Source organism: Streptomyces sp. NBC_00885 (assembly GCF_045207475.1).
GTDB lineage: Bacteria > Actinomycetota > Actinomycetes > Streptomycetales > Streptomycetaceae > Streptomyces.
In genome coordinates this window covers 6,360,227-6,374,270 of the sequence record NZ_CP108796.1, presented here as the reverse complement: position 1 = coordinate 6,374,270, position 14,044 = coordinate 6,360,227, and the positions used below count along the sequence as shown (strand labels likewise).

The window sequence follows — 14,044 nt, the reverse complement described above, 5'->3', positions numbered from 1 at the left end:
CCTCGCCCATCTTGGCGCGTGATGCCCCATATCATCGCGTTTCATGGGAGAGGTCCGTTTGTCCACCGTAGAGACGAGCCCCAGCACGAGCCGTAGCACCCACCGCTCGCGGCGCAGCGCGGCGTTCGCCGTCTGGTATCTGCGCGGCGTGACGTTCATCAACCTCCTGAGCGCCGTCTGGGTCTCTCTCGGCCAGGATCTGCGCCGCCACAACATCGATGACTACTTCACGCCGTATCTGCTGACCGCGGGCTTCGCCTCCGGAGCCTTCACGCTCTTCCTGGCCATCACCATGCGCCGCCGCAAGCGGGCCGCATGGATCCTCAACTTCGTGCTGGCGGGGCTCTTTCTGCTGCTCTTCGTCCTCGCGATCGCCGTCGACCCCGACATTCGCGAGCACGTCCAGAACTGGATCTCGCTCGGACTGACCAGCGCCTTCGTGCTCGCCCTGGCGCTCGGGCGGCGGGAGTTCTACGCGAGGGGCGACCGCTCCAACCCCCGGCTGGCCGCGGCCGTCGCCGCCGGCGGGCTGCTGGTCACCTCGCTGCTCGCCGCCATACTCGTCACCGCCACCAACTCCTCGACGGGGCACTCCACCTTCCTGGAGCGCTGGCGCTACGGCACGATGCGCCTGGTCTCACTCGCCGCCGACGACTCCCGCTTCGCCGGGATCGCGACGCCCGGCTGGGTGAACGTCACCATCAACGTCCTGTCCACGCTGCTGCTGCTCGCCGTGCTGTACGCGGCCTTCCGCTCCCGGCGGGCCGTCGACCCGCTCAGCGAGGACGACGAGGAACGGCTGCGCGTGCTGCTCCAGCGCCACGGCGACCGGGACTCGCTCGGCTACTTCTCGCTGCGCCGCGAGAAGAGCGTGGTCTGGTCCCCCACCGGCAAGGCCGCCGTCGTCTACCGGGTCGTCGGCGGAGTCTCGCTCGCGTCGGGCGACCCGATCGGCGACCCGGAGGCCTGGCCCGGCGCGATCGGCCCCTGGCTGGCCGAGGCCCGCGAACACGGCTGGATCCCCGCCGTGATGGGCGCGAGCGAGGAAGCGGGCACCATCTACGCCCGGCACGGCCTGGACGCGCTGGAGCTGGGCGACGAGGCGATCGTCGAGACCGACGACTTCACCCTGGACGGGCGCGCGATGCGGACCGTGCGCCAGGCCTGCAACCGGGTCAAACGCGCAGGGTACGAGGTGCGGATCCGCCGCCACGAGGAGATCGCGCCCGAGGAGATGGACGTCCTTCTCCGGCGGGCGGACGACTGGCGTGACGGGGCCACCGAACGCGGCTTCTCGATGGCGCTCGGCCGGCTGGGCGATCCGGGTGACGGCCGCTGCGTGATACTCGAATGCACGGACGGCGACGGCGTGCTGCGAGCCGTGCTGAGCTTTGTGCCCTGGGGCCCCAAGGGCCTCTCGCTCGATCTGATGCGGCGTGACCGGGACTCCGAGAACGGCCTGATGGAGTTCATGGTCATCGAACTCCTGCAGCGCGCGAACGAAATCGGGATCACACAGGTCTCGCTGAACTTCGCGATGTTCAGGTCGGTCTTCGAACGCGGCTCGAAGCTCGGCGCCGGTCCGGTGCTGAGGCTGTGGCGCTCGCTGCTCAGCTTCTTCTCCCGCTGGTGGCAGATCGAGTCGCTCTACCGCGCCAACGCCAAGTACCGACCGATCTGGGAGCCCCGTTTCATGCTCTTCGAGAAGAGCGCCGACCTGCTGCGCATCGGTATCGCCGCTGGCCGCGCCGAGGGCTTTCTGGAGGCGCCCGGCCTGCCCAAGTGGATGCACCGCAGACACCTGGAGACCAAGCGTTGAGCACACTGCGCGCGTTCGCACGCCGCGAGTGGGAGCCCCTGTACTCGACTCTTCGGACGGCGATCGTCACCGAGAAGTGGCGGGCCGTTCCGATGACGCTCGGGGCGGTCTGCCTCACCGCGTTCTTCCAGGTGGTGCAGAACCAGTCCTGGGGCTTCGGCCCGGTCCGCGACACCGGCTTCGTCAAAGCCGATGACCCGCTGTGGGTGGCCCTGCTGCGCACCCCGCTGTCGCTGTTCGTGCCCGCGCTGGATCTGCCGGTGTGGGGAGCGCTGGCACAGGTGCTGCTGGTGTTCGGGATCGCGGAGATCTGTCTTGGCGTGTGGCGGACACTGGTCATCGCGTACGTGGCGACGCTGGCCGGGACGACGTACGCACGGATCGGCGTCTCGCTCGGTCCCGACCATGTCCTCGGGCTGCCGGCCTCCGACGCCCAGGTCGTCGACACCGGCCCGTCCGCGGCCGTCATCGGTCTCGCGCTCTTCGTCTGCTGGCGCTACCACGCCTGGTTCACGGCCTCGCTGGTGATCGCCGCGATGATCATCGAGGTGCTGGTCAAGAACAACCTCGCGGGCAAGGAGCATCTGACGGCGATCGTGGCCGTGTTCGCGGTGATCGGGATTTCGGCGCTGCGACGGCGAAGGCGGCGCAGACTTCAGCGCTCGCGCACGGCGGGCCGGTCGGGCGCGCCGCCGATCAGATCCTGAAGCTTGCGCCGCTTGCGGTCCCAGCGGCGGTCGTGGCGGAAGGAGCGCAGCCGGGCCTTGGCGCGTGCTTTGGGGCGGTTGCGGTAGAAGCGACGGGCCCAGAGCGAGCCGGGCCGGGCAAGACGTACCGCCCCGAAGATTCCCACGAACGGCACCAGAACGCTGATGAGGGCCATCCGTGGCTTGCCCTTGAACATCGTGATGAGCACCAGCAGAAAGTTGATCACCAGCGTCAGGATCAGCGAGGCCCGGTCCTGGCGTTCGTCGGCGCTCATGTCGTTGACGCCGAGCGGTGCGAAGCCGCTGAGGACCAGCAGTGCCAGGGCCGCGGCGAGCACCACGACCTCCACGCTCTGACGCCCCTGCTCGCTCCAGTAGACGTCGTCGAGATGGAGGATCAGCGCGAACTCGTCCAGGACGAGACCCGCGCCCATGCCGAAGATGACCGCGCAGACGGCGGCGGCGACGCCGTGCCGTCCGCTGCCGACCGCGCCGAAGCCGCCGATGACGGTGAGGATGACGCCGGGGACCACATGGTGGATGTGCATGCCGCCGGGCGTGACGTTCCGGAAGGGCCCGCGCCCCGCCCTGATCATCCGGACGATCGTGCGGGTGATCAGGAAGGTGAGCACGAAGGAGGTCAGCGCGAGCAGCATCGGGAGCTTTCCCGGCTCTGTGATGTTGCGGTAAAACCAGTGACCCATGCCACCTGCTCCCGATATGTGGTTCTTTGCGCAATTTACCCTCTGTCGGGCCGACTGGTGGGCCGGGCTACCCTTCGCCGGTGATCTCTTCGGCCGGTATACGTTTCGCCTTCGGCACCCTGACCGTCCTTCCGGTCCGTGTGAAGCGCTGGGACCGGGACGCGGCACGCGCCGGAATGCTGTGCGCGCCGCTGGCCGGTCTGGTCGTGGGCCTGTTCGCGGCAGGCATCGGCGGAGTGCTGACGCTGCTGGGCTCGGGCCCGCTGCTCGCGGCCGTGGCCACCGTCGCCGTCCCGGCGGCGCTCACCCGCGGCCTTCATCTCGACGGCCTCGCCGACACGGCCGACGGTCTCGGCAGCGCCAAGCCCGCCGAGGACGCGCTGCGGATCATGAAGCAGTCGGACATCGGTCCGTTCGGGGTCATCACGCTGCTGTTCGTGCTCCTCGCGCAGGTCGCGGCGGTGGCCGGGCTGTACGCCGAGGGCTGGGCGTACGGCGCGGTCGGCGCGGCGGTCTCGGCCGTGACGGCCCGCCTCGCCCTGACTCTCGCCTCCCGCACGGGCATCCCGGCGGCCCGCCCGGAGGGCCTCGGCGCGGCGGTCACGGAGAGCGTTCCCGTACGCACCGGGCTGACCGTCGCGGCGCTGGCCACCGCCGGCTGCGCGGCCGCGGGCACGCTCCTTGGCGGATACGGCGGCGCACTGCACCAGGCCCTGGCGGTCCTGGCCGGTCTGGGCGCGGCCCAACTGCTGCTGCGTCACTGCGTACGGCGCTTCGGCGGGGTGACCGGGGACGTCTTCGGCGCGCTGGCCGAGACCGCGGCGACGGCTGCGCTGATCACGCTGGCCCTCGGCTAGCAGGGCACGCGCCATACCCCCAGTTCGTACTTCTTCAGCATCGAGCTGAGCTTCAGCCGCCGGGCCTCGGGACAGAACTCACTGGTCTTCAGCTCGTACTCGACATGGAAGACCGCCTTGCCCGCCTCGATGAACGGCGTCATCTCCTCGCACTCCCCGTGCTCCGCGCACTGTTCGTTGACCGCGAAGTCGAAGTCCCCCACCAGCTGCGGGATCTGGTCCAGATCGTTCTTGAGGCCCACGGACATGCCGCGGTCGTGGGCGAGGCGGGCGATCAGGCGGTTGTAGCGCAGCTGGTCGGCGGCGGTGAGGGGGAAGCCGGTGGTGTTGGCGTAGCCGTCCATGTTGTCCGGCTCGACCGCGTCGAACCCCTTGGTGCGGCACATGTCGATGCGCGCCGCCATCAGGGGTTCGAGGATGTCGGTACGCCGGATGTCGAGCCAGCGCTCGCCGTCCCAGCCGTTGCCACGGCCGAGCACCGACTTCGGGAACTTCCCGGCGTCCGGGCGGAAGTCCTCCCAGGCGCCGGTGGAGAGATAGCAGATGACCTTGCGGCCACGGCGGTGCAGATCGTCGACCGCGGACTTGGGACGGTCGAAGCCGTCGATGTCGTACACCGGCACATCCACGGTCGGATCGAGCCTGCCGCTGAGCTGCCACTGCCAGGCCACACCGGGCTCGGGCTGCCAGCGCCCGGCGGTCGGCCCGGGAGTCGGCTTGTCACTGTGACGCGATGTGGTGCAGCCCGCGAGTACGAGCAGAAGCAGAGCCAGCAGCGTCGGCAGACGTCTCGGACCGCGGGGCTGTTCGGCGGGATGCTCGTGGTACGGCGCCGGCACGTTCTTCACGGAATGCTTCTCGGACACACGCGAAGCGTACGGAGGACCTGGGGAGATGATGCGAAGGAGCCCTTTGCTCCCTCGCCCGAAGGGGGCGGGTGTGACCGAGGTCTCGCCACCCCCGGCGCAGGACATGAAAGATGCGCCACGGACGGGTGAACCACCGCCGCCGTGAGCGAGACATGTGACCGCGCGTAGGCTCTTGCCCGGCGTGGGATGCCGATCCATCCCCTACCTACGGCTCTACGGCCCCGGAACTCAACGGAAGCGAGATTTCACCACCGTGACTGCTCTCACTCTCAGCACCGCCGGCGCGGCGACGCTCCGCGCCGACGCCCTCGTCGTCGGGGTCGCCAAGGGCGCCAAGGGCCCGGTCGTCGCGCCCGGCGCCGAGGCCGTGGACAAGGCGTTCGACGGAAAGCTCGCCTCCGTGCTGGAAACCCTCGGCGCCTCGGGTGCCGAGGGTGAGGTGACCAAGCTCCCGGCCCCCTCCTCCCTCAAGGTGCCCGTCATCATGGCCGTCGGCCTGGGCCCGGTCCCCGAGAAGGACGAGGCGTTCACCGCCGAATCGCTTCGCCGTGCCGCGGGCGCCGCCGCCCGTGCGCTGGCCGGTTCGAAGAAGGCCGCCTTCGCGCTGCCCGTCGAGGCGGCCGAGGACGCGGAGGCCATCGCCGAGGGCGCGCTGCTCGGCGCGTACTCCTTCACCGCCTACCAGGGCGGCGAGAAGGACGCGAAGAACGCCAGGACCGGCAACGGCAACGGCCCGAAGCGGCCGCTCGCCGAGGTCGCCCTGCTCGGCGCCAAGCCGCGCGACAAGGCGTACAAGGCCGCGGCCGAGCGCGCGATCGCGCTGACCGAGGAGATCAACCGCGCCCGCGACCTGGTCAACACCCCGCCGAACGACCTCACCCCCGAGGCCTTCGCCGCCGTGGCCACCGCCGCCGGCAAGGAGCACGGCATCAAGGTCCAGGTCCTTGACGAGAAGGCGCTCCTCAAGGGCGGCTTCGGCGGCATCCTCGGCGTCGGCCAGGGTTCGCAGAATCCGCCGCGCCTGGTCAAGCTCTCCTACACCCACTCCAAGGCGGCCAAGACGCTCGCCCTGGTCGGCAAGGGCATCACCTACGACTCGGGCGGCATCTCGCTCAAGCCGGCCGGCCACAACGAGACGATGAAGTGCGACATGAGCGGCGCCGCCGCCGTGTTCGCCGCCGTCGTCGCGGCCGCCCGTCTGGGGCTGGCCGTCAATGTCACCGGCTGGCTCGCGCTCGCCGAGAACATGCCGTCGGGTTCGGCCACCCGCCCCGGCGACGTGCTGCGCATGTACAGCGGCAAGACGGTCGAGGTGCTCAACACCGACGCCGAGGGCCGTCTGGTCCTGGGCGACGCGCTCACCAAGGCGTGTGAGGAGAACCCGGACGCGATCGTCGACGTGGCGACGCTGACCGGCGCGATGGTGATGGCACTGGGCAACCGCACCTTCGGCATCATGGCGAACGACGACGCCTTCCGTACCTCGATCCACGAGATCGCGGAGGAGGTCGGCGAGCAGTCCTGGCCGATGCCGCTCCCCACCGAGCTGCGCAAGGGCATGGACTCCCCGACCGCCGACATCGCCAACATGGGTGAGCGGATGGGCGGCGGCCTGGTGGCCGGTCTGTTCCTGAAGGAGTTCGTGGGCGAGGGCGTCACCTGGGCGCACCTGGACATCGCCGGCCCGGCCTTCCACGAGGGCGCGCCGTACGGCTACACCCCCAAGGGCGGCACCGGCTCCGCGATCCGCACGCTGGTGAAGCTGGCCGAGCGCACGGCCGACGGCGACCTGGGTTAGTCACCGCCGGGCCCGGCCCCCGGACCCGTGCCCCGATCGCAGGCGGAGGGAATCTTTGAGCCCGTCCTGCGTTGGAGGACACGGAGGTCCAGGGTCCGGGCCCGCAGTTAACTGGCCCCGGGTCCCGCCGTCCGTCAACAAGTGCGAAGATGGGTTCTCGGCAGGACAGGGCCCCCACCACAGGGCCGAAGAAACAGCGGCCGAACACCAGCCGCCGCCCGGTCACAGAGGACCGGCGACCGGCGCACATGCATGGAGGACGTGACGTGGCGAACGACGCCAGCACCGTTTTCGACCTAGTGATCCTCGGCGGTGGTAGCGGCGGTTACGCTGCGGCGCTGCGTGGAGCTCAGCTGGGCCTGGACGTCGCCCTGATCGAGAAGGGCAAGGTCGGCGGTACCTGCCTGCACAACGGATGCATCCCCACGAAGGCACTGCTGCACGCCGGCGAAATCGCCGACCAGGCTCGTGAGGCCGACCAGTTCGGCGTCAAGGCCACCTTCGAGGGCATCGACATGGCGGCGGTCCACAAGTACAAGGACGAGGTGATCTCGGGCCTGTACAAGGGTCTTCAGGGTCTGATCGCCTCCCGCAAGGTCACCTACATCGAGGGCGAGGGCCGGCTGTCCTCCCCCACCTCCGTCGACGTCAACGGCCAGCGTGTCCAGGGCCGCCACGTCCTTCTCGCCACCGGCTCCGTACCGAAGTCGCTGCCGGGCCTGGTGATCGACGGCAACCGCATCATCTCCTCGGACCACGCGCTGGTGCTGGACCGCGTCCCGCAGTCCGCGATCGTGCTGGGCGGCGGCGTCATCGGCGTCGAGTTCGCCTCCGCGTGGAAGTCCTTCGGCTCCGACGTCACCGTCATCGAGGGCCTCAAGCACCTCGTCCCGGTCGAGGACGAGAACAGCTCGAAGCTTCTTGAGCGTGCATTCCGCAAGCGCGGCATCAAGTTCAACCTGGGCACCTTCTTCGAGAAGGCCGAGTACACCGCGGACGGCGTGCGCGTCACGCTCGCGGACGGCAAGGCCTTCGAGGCCGAGGTGCTGCTCGTCGCCGTCGGCCGCGGCCCCGTCTCCGCCGGCCTCGGCTACGAGGAGCAGGGCGTCGCGATGGACCGCGGCTATGTCCTGGTCGACGAGTACATGCAGACGAATGTCCCCACGATCTCCGCGGTCGGCGACCTCGTACCGACGCTCCAGCTCGCGCACGTCGGCTTCGCCGAGGGCATCCTGGTTGCAGAGCGGCTGGCCGGTCTGAAGACCGTTCCGATCGACTACGACGGTGTGCCCCGGGTGACGTACTGCCACCCGGAGGTCGCCTCCGTGGGCATCACCGAGGCCAAGGCCAAGGAGATCTACGGTGCGGACAAGGTCGTCGCCCTGAAGTACAACCTCGCGGGCAACGGCAAGAGCAAGATCCTCAAGACCGCGGGCGAGATCAAGCTCGTCCAGGTCAAGGACGGTGCCGTGGTCGGCGTCCACATGGTCGGTGACCGTATGGGCGAGCAGGTCGGTGAGGCTCAGCTGATCTACAACTGGGAGGCTCTGCCGGCCGAGGTCGCGCAGCTCATCCACGCGCACCCGACGCAGAGCGAGGCTCTCGGCGAGGCCCACCTGGCACTCGCGGGCAAGCCCCTGCACTCCCACGACTGAGCCCCTCGGGCGCGACGACCATTTCCGCACATCCGTTAGGAGCAACAGAAACCATGTCGGTTTCCGTAACCCTTCCGGCGCTCGGCGAGAGCGTCACCGAGGGCACTGTCACCCGCTGGCTGAAGGCCGAGGGCGAACGAGTCGAGGCCGACGAGCCACTGCTCGAGGTGTCGACCGACAAGGTCGACACCGAGATCCCGGCCCCGGCCGCGGGCATCCTCGCCTCCATCAAGGTCGCCGAGGACGAGACCGTCGAGGTCGGCGCCGAGCTGGCGATCATCGACGACGGCAGCGGCGCGCCCGCCGCCGCCCCGGCTCCGGCTGCCGCCGAGGCCCCGACCGTGGCCGCCCCCGTGCCGGCCGCTCCGGCTCCGGTCGCCGAGGCTCCGGCCCCGGCTGCCGCGCCCGCTCCGGCCGCTGCCCCCGCGGGCGGCGCCACCGGTACGGACGTCGTCCTTCCGGCGCTCGGCGAGAGCGTCACCGAGGGCACCGTCACCCGCTGGCTCAAGCAGGTCGGCGAGAGCGTCGAGGCCGACGAGCCGCTGCTCGAGGTCTCCACGGACAAGGTCGACACCGAGATCCCGGCCCCGGCTTCCGGTGTGCTGCTGGAGATCACCGTCGGCGAGGACGAGACCGCGGAGGTCGGCGCCAAGCTGGCCGTGATCGGCGCCGCGGGTGCGGCTCCGGCCGCGGCTCCCGCGCCCGCCGCCCCGGCCCCGGTCGCTGCTCCGGCTCCGGCTCCGGCTCCGGCTCCGGCTGCTCCCGCCCCGGCTCCGGCTGCCCCTGTGGCTCCCGCGGCCCCGGCTGCTCCGGCTCCGGTCGCTGCCCCCGCGTCGGCCCCGGTCGCCGCTCCGGCTCCGGCTGCTCCGGCCGCGCCCGCCGCCGAGGCGAGCGACGCGTACGTGACCCCCCTGGTCCGTAAGCTCGCCGCCGAGAACGGCGTCGACCTGGCCTCGGTCAAGGGCACCGGCGTCGGTGGCCGTATCCGCAAGCAGGACGTCGTCGCAGCCGCGGAGGCCGCCAGGGCCGCCGCTGCCGCTCCGGCCCCTGCCGCCGCACCGGCCGCCGCTAAGGCTCCGGCCCTCGAGGTGTCCCCGCTGCGCGGTCAGACGGTCAAGATGACCCGCATGCGCAAGGTCATCGGCGACAACATGATGAAGGCCCTGCACACCCAGGCCCAGCTGACCTCGGTCGTCGAGGTGGACATCACCAAGGTGATGAGGCTGCGCAACCAGGCCAAGGACGCCTTCGCCGCCCGTGAGGGCGTCAAGCTGTCCCCGATGCCGTTCTTCGTCAAGGCCGCTGCCCAGGCGCTGAAGGCCCACCCGGTCATCAACGCCCGGATCAACGAGGACGAGGGCACCATCACGTACTTCGACTCGGAGAACATCGGCATCGCCGTGGACTCCGAGAAGGGTCTGATGACGCCGGTCATCAAGGGCGCGGGCGACCTGAACCTGGCCGGTATCTCCAAGGCCACCGCCGACCTGGCCGGCAAGGTCCGCGGCAACAAGATCACTCCGGACGAGCTGTCCGGCGCGACCTTCACCATCAGCAACACCGGCTCGCGCGGCGCCCTGTTCGACACGGTCATCGTGCCGCCGAACCAGGCCGCCATCCTGGGCATCGGCGCCACCGTCAAGCGTCCGGCGGTCATCGAGACCGCCGAGGGCACCGTCATCGGCGTCCGTGACATGACGTACCTGGCGCTCTCCTACGACCACCGCCTGGTGGACGGCGCCGACGCGGCCCGCTACCTGACGGCCGTCAAGGCGATCCTCGAGGCGGGCGAGTTCGAGGTCGAGCTCGGCCTGTAGGGCTCAACAGCAGTACGACGGCGCCCCGTCCGGAGTTGTTCCGGACGGGGCGCCGTATTGTCAGGGGTGCCAGATCGTTTCCGGAGGAGCCCTCATGACCCCGCCCGTCGTCCACTCGCTGCGCGAGCAGATCCGCGAGCACATCGTGGAGGGGATCGTCAGCGGCCGCTGGAAGCCCGGCGAGCGGATCGTGGAGCGGCGCATCGCGACCGAGCTGCAGGTCTCCCAGACGCCCGTGCGCGAGGCGCTGCGGGAGCTGGAGAGCCTGCGGCTGATCGAGTCGGCGCCCAACAAGGGCGTACGCGTACGGAATCTCACCGCCGCCGACCTGGAGGAGAGCTACCCCGTACGGGCCGGTCTGGAGCAGATCGCCGCCGAGCTGGCGGCCGGGCGTCTCGCCGACGACTGCTCGGCGCTCGAACCGCATGTGGCGGCGCTGTACGAGGCGGACCGGACCGGGGACTCGGCGGCGCAGGTGCGGCACACGGTCGCCTTCCACCGGGAGCTCGTACGGGCCGCGCGCAACGGCGTACTGCTGCACACCTGGGAAGGGCTGGGCATCGAGGTGTTCACGGCGCTGTCGATCCGGTGGCTGGGGACGGTGCAGAAGTCGTACGCGGAGGAGCACGAGGAACTGGTGGCGGCGTTCCGGCGGCGCGACCCGGAGATCGGCACGCTGGTCAAGGCCCACGTCCTCGGCTGCGCGCCGCGAGCCTGATTTCCAGCCCGTCCGGCGTTCGAGGACGGACACACCGGATGACCGGGCGGACCGCGGCGACCGGCGCCCGCCCGGAACATACCGATTTGCGGCGGCACCCTGTGCCCCATTTCGCGGCACTGGATGCCAATTTCCCGCCAAGCTTTGATCGATCATCGATCAGGGACTTACAGTCGTCTCCGGGTCCACCGACCCACCCGCCCTGTCCTGCCAGACACGGCACCCCCTTTTCTCCACCCCCCTCCTGTCCGGAAGGCGGCGACCATGCCCGACCCCGTACGCGTACGCAAGCTTCCGAGCGAGCTCGACCAGCTCCCGGACCGCGACGCCGAGGAAACCGCCGAGTGGGCGGCGTCTGTCGACGCCGTCACCCAGCACGCAGGACCGCACCGCGCCGCGTATCTGATGCGCCGTACCCTCCAGCACGCCGAGACGGCCGGGGTTCCCGTGCCCCGGCTGCTGGAGACGGACTACGTCAACACCATCCCCACCTCCGCCGAGCCCGCATTCGACGGCGACGAGGCGATGGAGGCCCGCATCACCGCGTGGAACCGCTGGAACGCGGCCGCGATGGTCACCCGCGGCTCCCGCTTCGGCGTCGGCGGCCACATCGCCACCTTCGCCTCCGCCGCCTGGCTCTACGAGACCGGCTTCAACCACTTCTTCCGCGGCAAGGAGGGCGACGGCAGCGGCGACCAGCTCTACATCCAGGGCCACGCGTCCCCCGGTATCTACGCCCGCGCCTTCCTCGACGGACGCCTGACCGAGGCGCACCTGGACAACTTCCGCCAGGAGGCCGGCGGCAACGGCCTCCCGTCCTATCCGCACCCGCGGCGCCTGCCGTGGCTGTGGGAGTTCCCCACCGTCTCCATGGGCCTCGGCCCGCTCTCCGCGATCTACCAGGCGCGGTTCAACCGCTATCTCCACAATCGCGGGATCAAGGACACGGCGAACTCGCACGTCTGGGCCTTCCTCGGCGACGGCGAGATGGACGAGCCCGAGTCGACCGCCGCCCTCGCGCTCGCGTCGCGTGAGCGGCTCGACAACCTGACCTTCGTCATCAACTGCAACCTGCAGCGGCTCGACGGTCCGGTCCGCGCCAACTTCAAGATCGTGCAGGAGCTGGAGGCACAGTTCCGCGGCGCCGGCTGGAATGTCGTCAAGTCGCTCTGGGGCTCCGCCTGGGACGAGCTGTTCCAGCTGGACACGGCGGGCGCGCTGGTGCGCCGCCTGCGCGAGGTCCCGGACGCGCAGTTCCAGACGTACGCCACGCGCGACGTCGCGTACATCCGCGAGCACTTCTTCGGCGCCGAGCCCGCGCTCGTCGAGCTGTCGAAGCTGATCAGCGACGCGAAGATCGCCGAGTGCTTCTACACCTCCCGCGGCGGCCACGAGGCCCGCAAGGTGTACGCGGCGTACCGCGCGGCCGTCGAGCACAAGGGCGCGCCGACCGTGATCCTCGCGCAGACGGTGAAGGGCTACACCCTCGGCAAGGGCTTCGAGTCGAAGAACGCCAACCACCAGATGAAGAAGCTGACGACCGACGAGTTCAAGGGCATGCGCGACCTGCTCGGACTCCCGATCGCCGACAGCGCCTTCGCCGACGGCCCGGTGCCCTACGGTCACCCCGGCGCCGACTCCGCCGAGGTCCGCTACCTCCAGGAGCGCCGCGCCGCCCTCGGCGGCCCGGCCCCGGCCCGCCGGGTGCACGCGGTCGCTCTGCCCGCCCCCGATGAAAACACCGCGCGGGGGTTCAAGGCGCTCGAAAAGGGCTCCGGCAAGCAGGAGATGGCCACCACCATGGCCTTCGTACGCCTGGTCAAGGACCTGATGCGGGACAAGGAGACCGGCAGGCGCTGGGTGCCGATCGTCCCGGACGAGGCCCGCACCTTCGGTATGGAGTCGCTCTTCCCGTCGGCCGGCATCTACTCCCCGCTGGGCCAGACGTACGAGCCGGTCGACCGCGACCAGTTGATGTACTACAAGGAGGCCAAGGACGGCCAGATCCTCAACGAGGGGATCACCGAGGCCGGGGCCATGGCCGACTTCATCGCCGCGTCGACGTCGTACGCGACGCACGGCGAGCCGATGATCCCGTTCTACATCTTCTACTCGATGTTCGGCTGGCAGCGCACGGCGGACCAGATGTGGCAGCTCGCCGACCAGCTCGGCAAGGGCTTCATCGTCGGCGCGACGGCCGGCCGTACCACGCTGACCGGCGAGGGCCTGCAGCACGCGGACGGCCACTCGCATCTGATCGCGTCCACGAACCCGGCGTCGCTCAACTACGACCCGGCCTTCGCGTACGAGATCGCGGTCATCGTCAAGGACGGTCTGCGCCGGATGTACGGCCCCGACGCGGAGAACGTCTTCTACTACCTGACGGTCTACAACGAGCCGAAGGTGCAGCCCGCGATGCCCCAGGGCGTCGAGGAGGGCATCCTGCGCGGTCTCTACCGCTTCAAGGAGGGTGCGCCCGCCGGCGCCGACGCCCCGCGGCTCCAGCTCCTCGCCTCGGGCACGGCGATCCACTGGGCCCTCGAGGCACAGGAACTGCTCAGCTCCGACTGGGGAGTCACGGCCGACGTCTGGTCCGCGACCTCGTGGGGCGAGCTGCGCCGGGACGCGCTGGAGGCCGACGAGGCCCTGCTCCACGGCGAGCAGCGCACCCCGTACGTCACTCAGGCACTGGAGGGCGCACCGGGCCCGGTCCTGGCGGTGTCCGACTGGATGCGCCAGGTCCCCGACCAGATCAGCCAGTGGGTCGAGCAGGACTACTCCTCGCTCGGCACGGACGGCTTCGGCCTGTCGGACACGCGGGAGGCGGCCCGTCGCCACTTCGGCGTGGACGCCCAGTCGATCACGGTCGCGGCGCTGGCCCAGCTGGCCAGGCGCGGTGAGGTCCCGGCCTCGGCCGTGAAGGAGGCGCGCGAGCGCTACGGCCTGTAACGCCACGCGTGGCGAAGGGGGCGACGCGGTGCGCGTCGCCCCCTTAATGGTCAGACCTGGATCGTTTCAGCAGCCCGGCGCTTCCACGACCCGGAGCGCATCACAGTCCGTGCGCCGATCTTCCGCCCCGCGCGCCCCCACCCGTGACAAT

The 14,044-nt window shown here is 70.3% G+C and carries 10 protein-coding genes; 8 read left to right on the top strand and 2 right to left on the bottom strand.

The annotated features are described in order from the left end of the window. The first annotated feature begins 43 nt into the window (after window positions 1-43). Together OHA61_RS28850 and OHA61_RS28845 are read left to right on the top strand one after the other, a co-directional pair. Window positions 44-1,819, top strand: a complete 1,776-nt coding sequence (locus OHA61_RS28850; protein WP_406305493.1) for a phosphatidylglycerol lysyltransferase domain-containing protein — start codon at window positions 44-46, stop codon at window positions 1,817-1,819. After that, the gene (locus OHA61_RS28845; RefSeq protein WP_406305492.1) at window positions 1,816-2,526 is read left to right on the top strand and encodes a hypothetical protein; all 711 of its coding nucleotides are present in this window, start codon (window positions 1,816-1,818) and stop codon (window positions 2,524-2,526) included. Before OHA61_RS28850 ends, OHA61_RS28845 begins: the two co-directional genes overlap by 4 nt. On the opposite strand, the gene OHA61_RS28840 is transcribed toward OHA61_RS28845, so the two are convergent. Then, complete coding sequence (locus tag OHA61_RS28840; RefSeq protein ID WP_406305491.1) at window positions 2,475-3,230, bottom strand: hypothetical protein; 756 nt, start codon at window positions 3,228-3,230, stop codon at window positions 2,475-2,477. The two genes, OHA61_RS28845 and OHA61_RS28840, sit on opposite strands and share 52 nt — an antisense overlap. 80 nt (window positions 3,231-3,310) lie before the next feature. Here OHA61_RS28840 and OHA61_RS28835 point away from each other — a divergent pair, with 80 nt between their 5' ends. Further along, a complete protein-coding gene (locus OHA61_RS28835) occupies window positions 3,311-4,087 on the top strand; it encodes an adenosylcobinamide-GDP ribazoletransferase (protein WP_406305490.1) in 777 nt (258 codons plus the stop codon). Here the strand turns inward: OHA61_RS28835 and OHA61_RS28830 are convergent. Further along, window positions 4,084-4,872 (bottom strand): endo alpha-1,4 polygalactosaminidase, encoded by a 789-nt coding sequence (locus OHA61_RS28830; RefSeq protein WP_406307513.1) that lies wholly within the window; start codon window positions 4,870-4,872, stop codon window positions 4,084-4,086. The two genes, OHA61_RS28835 and OHA61_RS28830, sit on opposite strands and share 4 nt — an antisense overlap. A gap of 337 nt (window positions 4,873-5,209) precedes the next feature. On the opposite strand from OHA61_RS28830, the gene OHA61_RS28825 reads away from it, so the two are divergent. The 5 genes from OHA61_RS28825 to aceE all read left to right on the top strand — a co-directional run bounded on the left by OHA61_RS28825 (window position 5,210) and on the right by aceE (window position 13,893). Further along, entirely contained in the window at window positions 5,210-6,754 is a 1,545-nt protein-coding gene (locus OHA61_RS28825; protein ID WP_406305489.1) for a leucyl aminopeptidase, read from the top strand. Window positions 6,755-7,020: 266 nt separating this feature from the next. Continuing rightward, window positions 7,021-8,409: a dihydrolipoyl dehydrogenase gene (gene lpdA, locus OHA61_RS28820; protein ID WP_406305488.1), complete on the top strand. Its 1,389-nt coding sequence runs from the start codon at window positions 7,021-7,023 to the stop codon at window positions 8,407-8,409. Between the two features lie 53 nt (window positions 8,410-8,462). After that, window positions 8,463-10,226, top strand: coding sequence for a 2-oxoglutarate dehydrogenase, E2 component, dihydrolipoamide succinyltransferase (gene sucB, locus OHA61_RS28815; protein WP_406305487.1), 1,764 nt, complete (start codon window positions 8,463-8,465; stop codon window positions 10,224-10,226). A 94-nt stretch (window positions 10,227-10,320) separates the two neighbouring features. Next, window positions 10,321-10,944, top strand: coding sequence for a GntR family transcriptional regulator (locus tag OHA61_RS28810; protein ID WP_324976874.1), 624 nt, complete (start codon window positions 10,321-10,323; stop codon window positions 10,942-10,944). A gap of 264 nt (window positions 10,945-11,208) precedes the next feature. Then, a complete protein-coding gene (aceE, locus tag OHA61_RS28805; protein WP_406305486.1) occupies window positions 11,209-13,893 on the top strand; it encodes a pyruvate dehydrogenase (acetyl-transferring), homodimeric type in 2,685 nt (894 codons plus the stop codon). The last annotated feature ends 151 nt before the right edge of the window (window positions 13,894-14,044 follow it).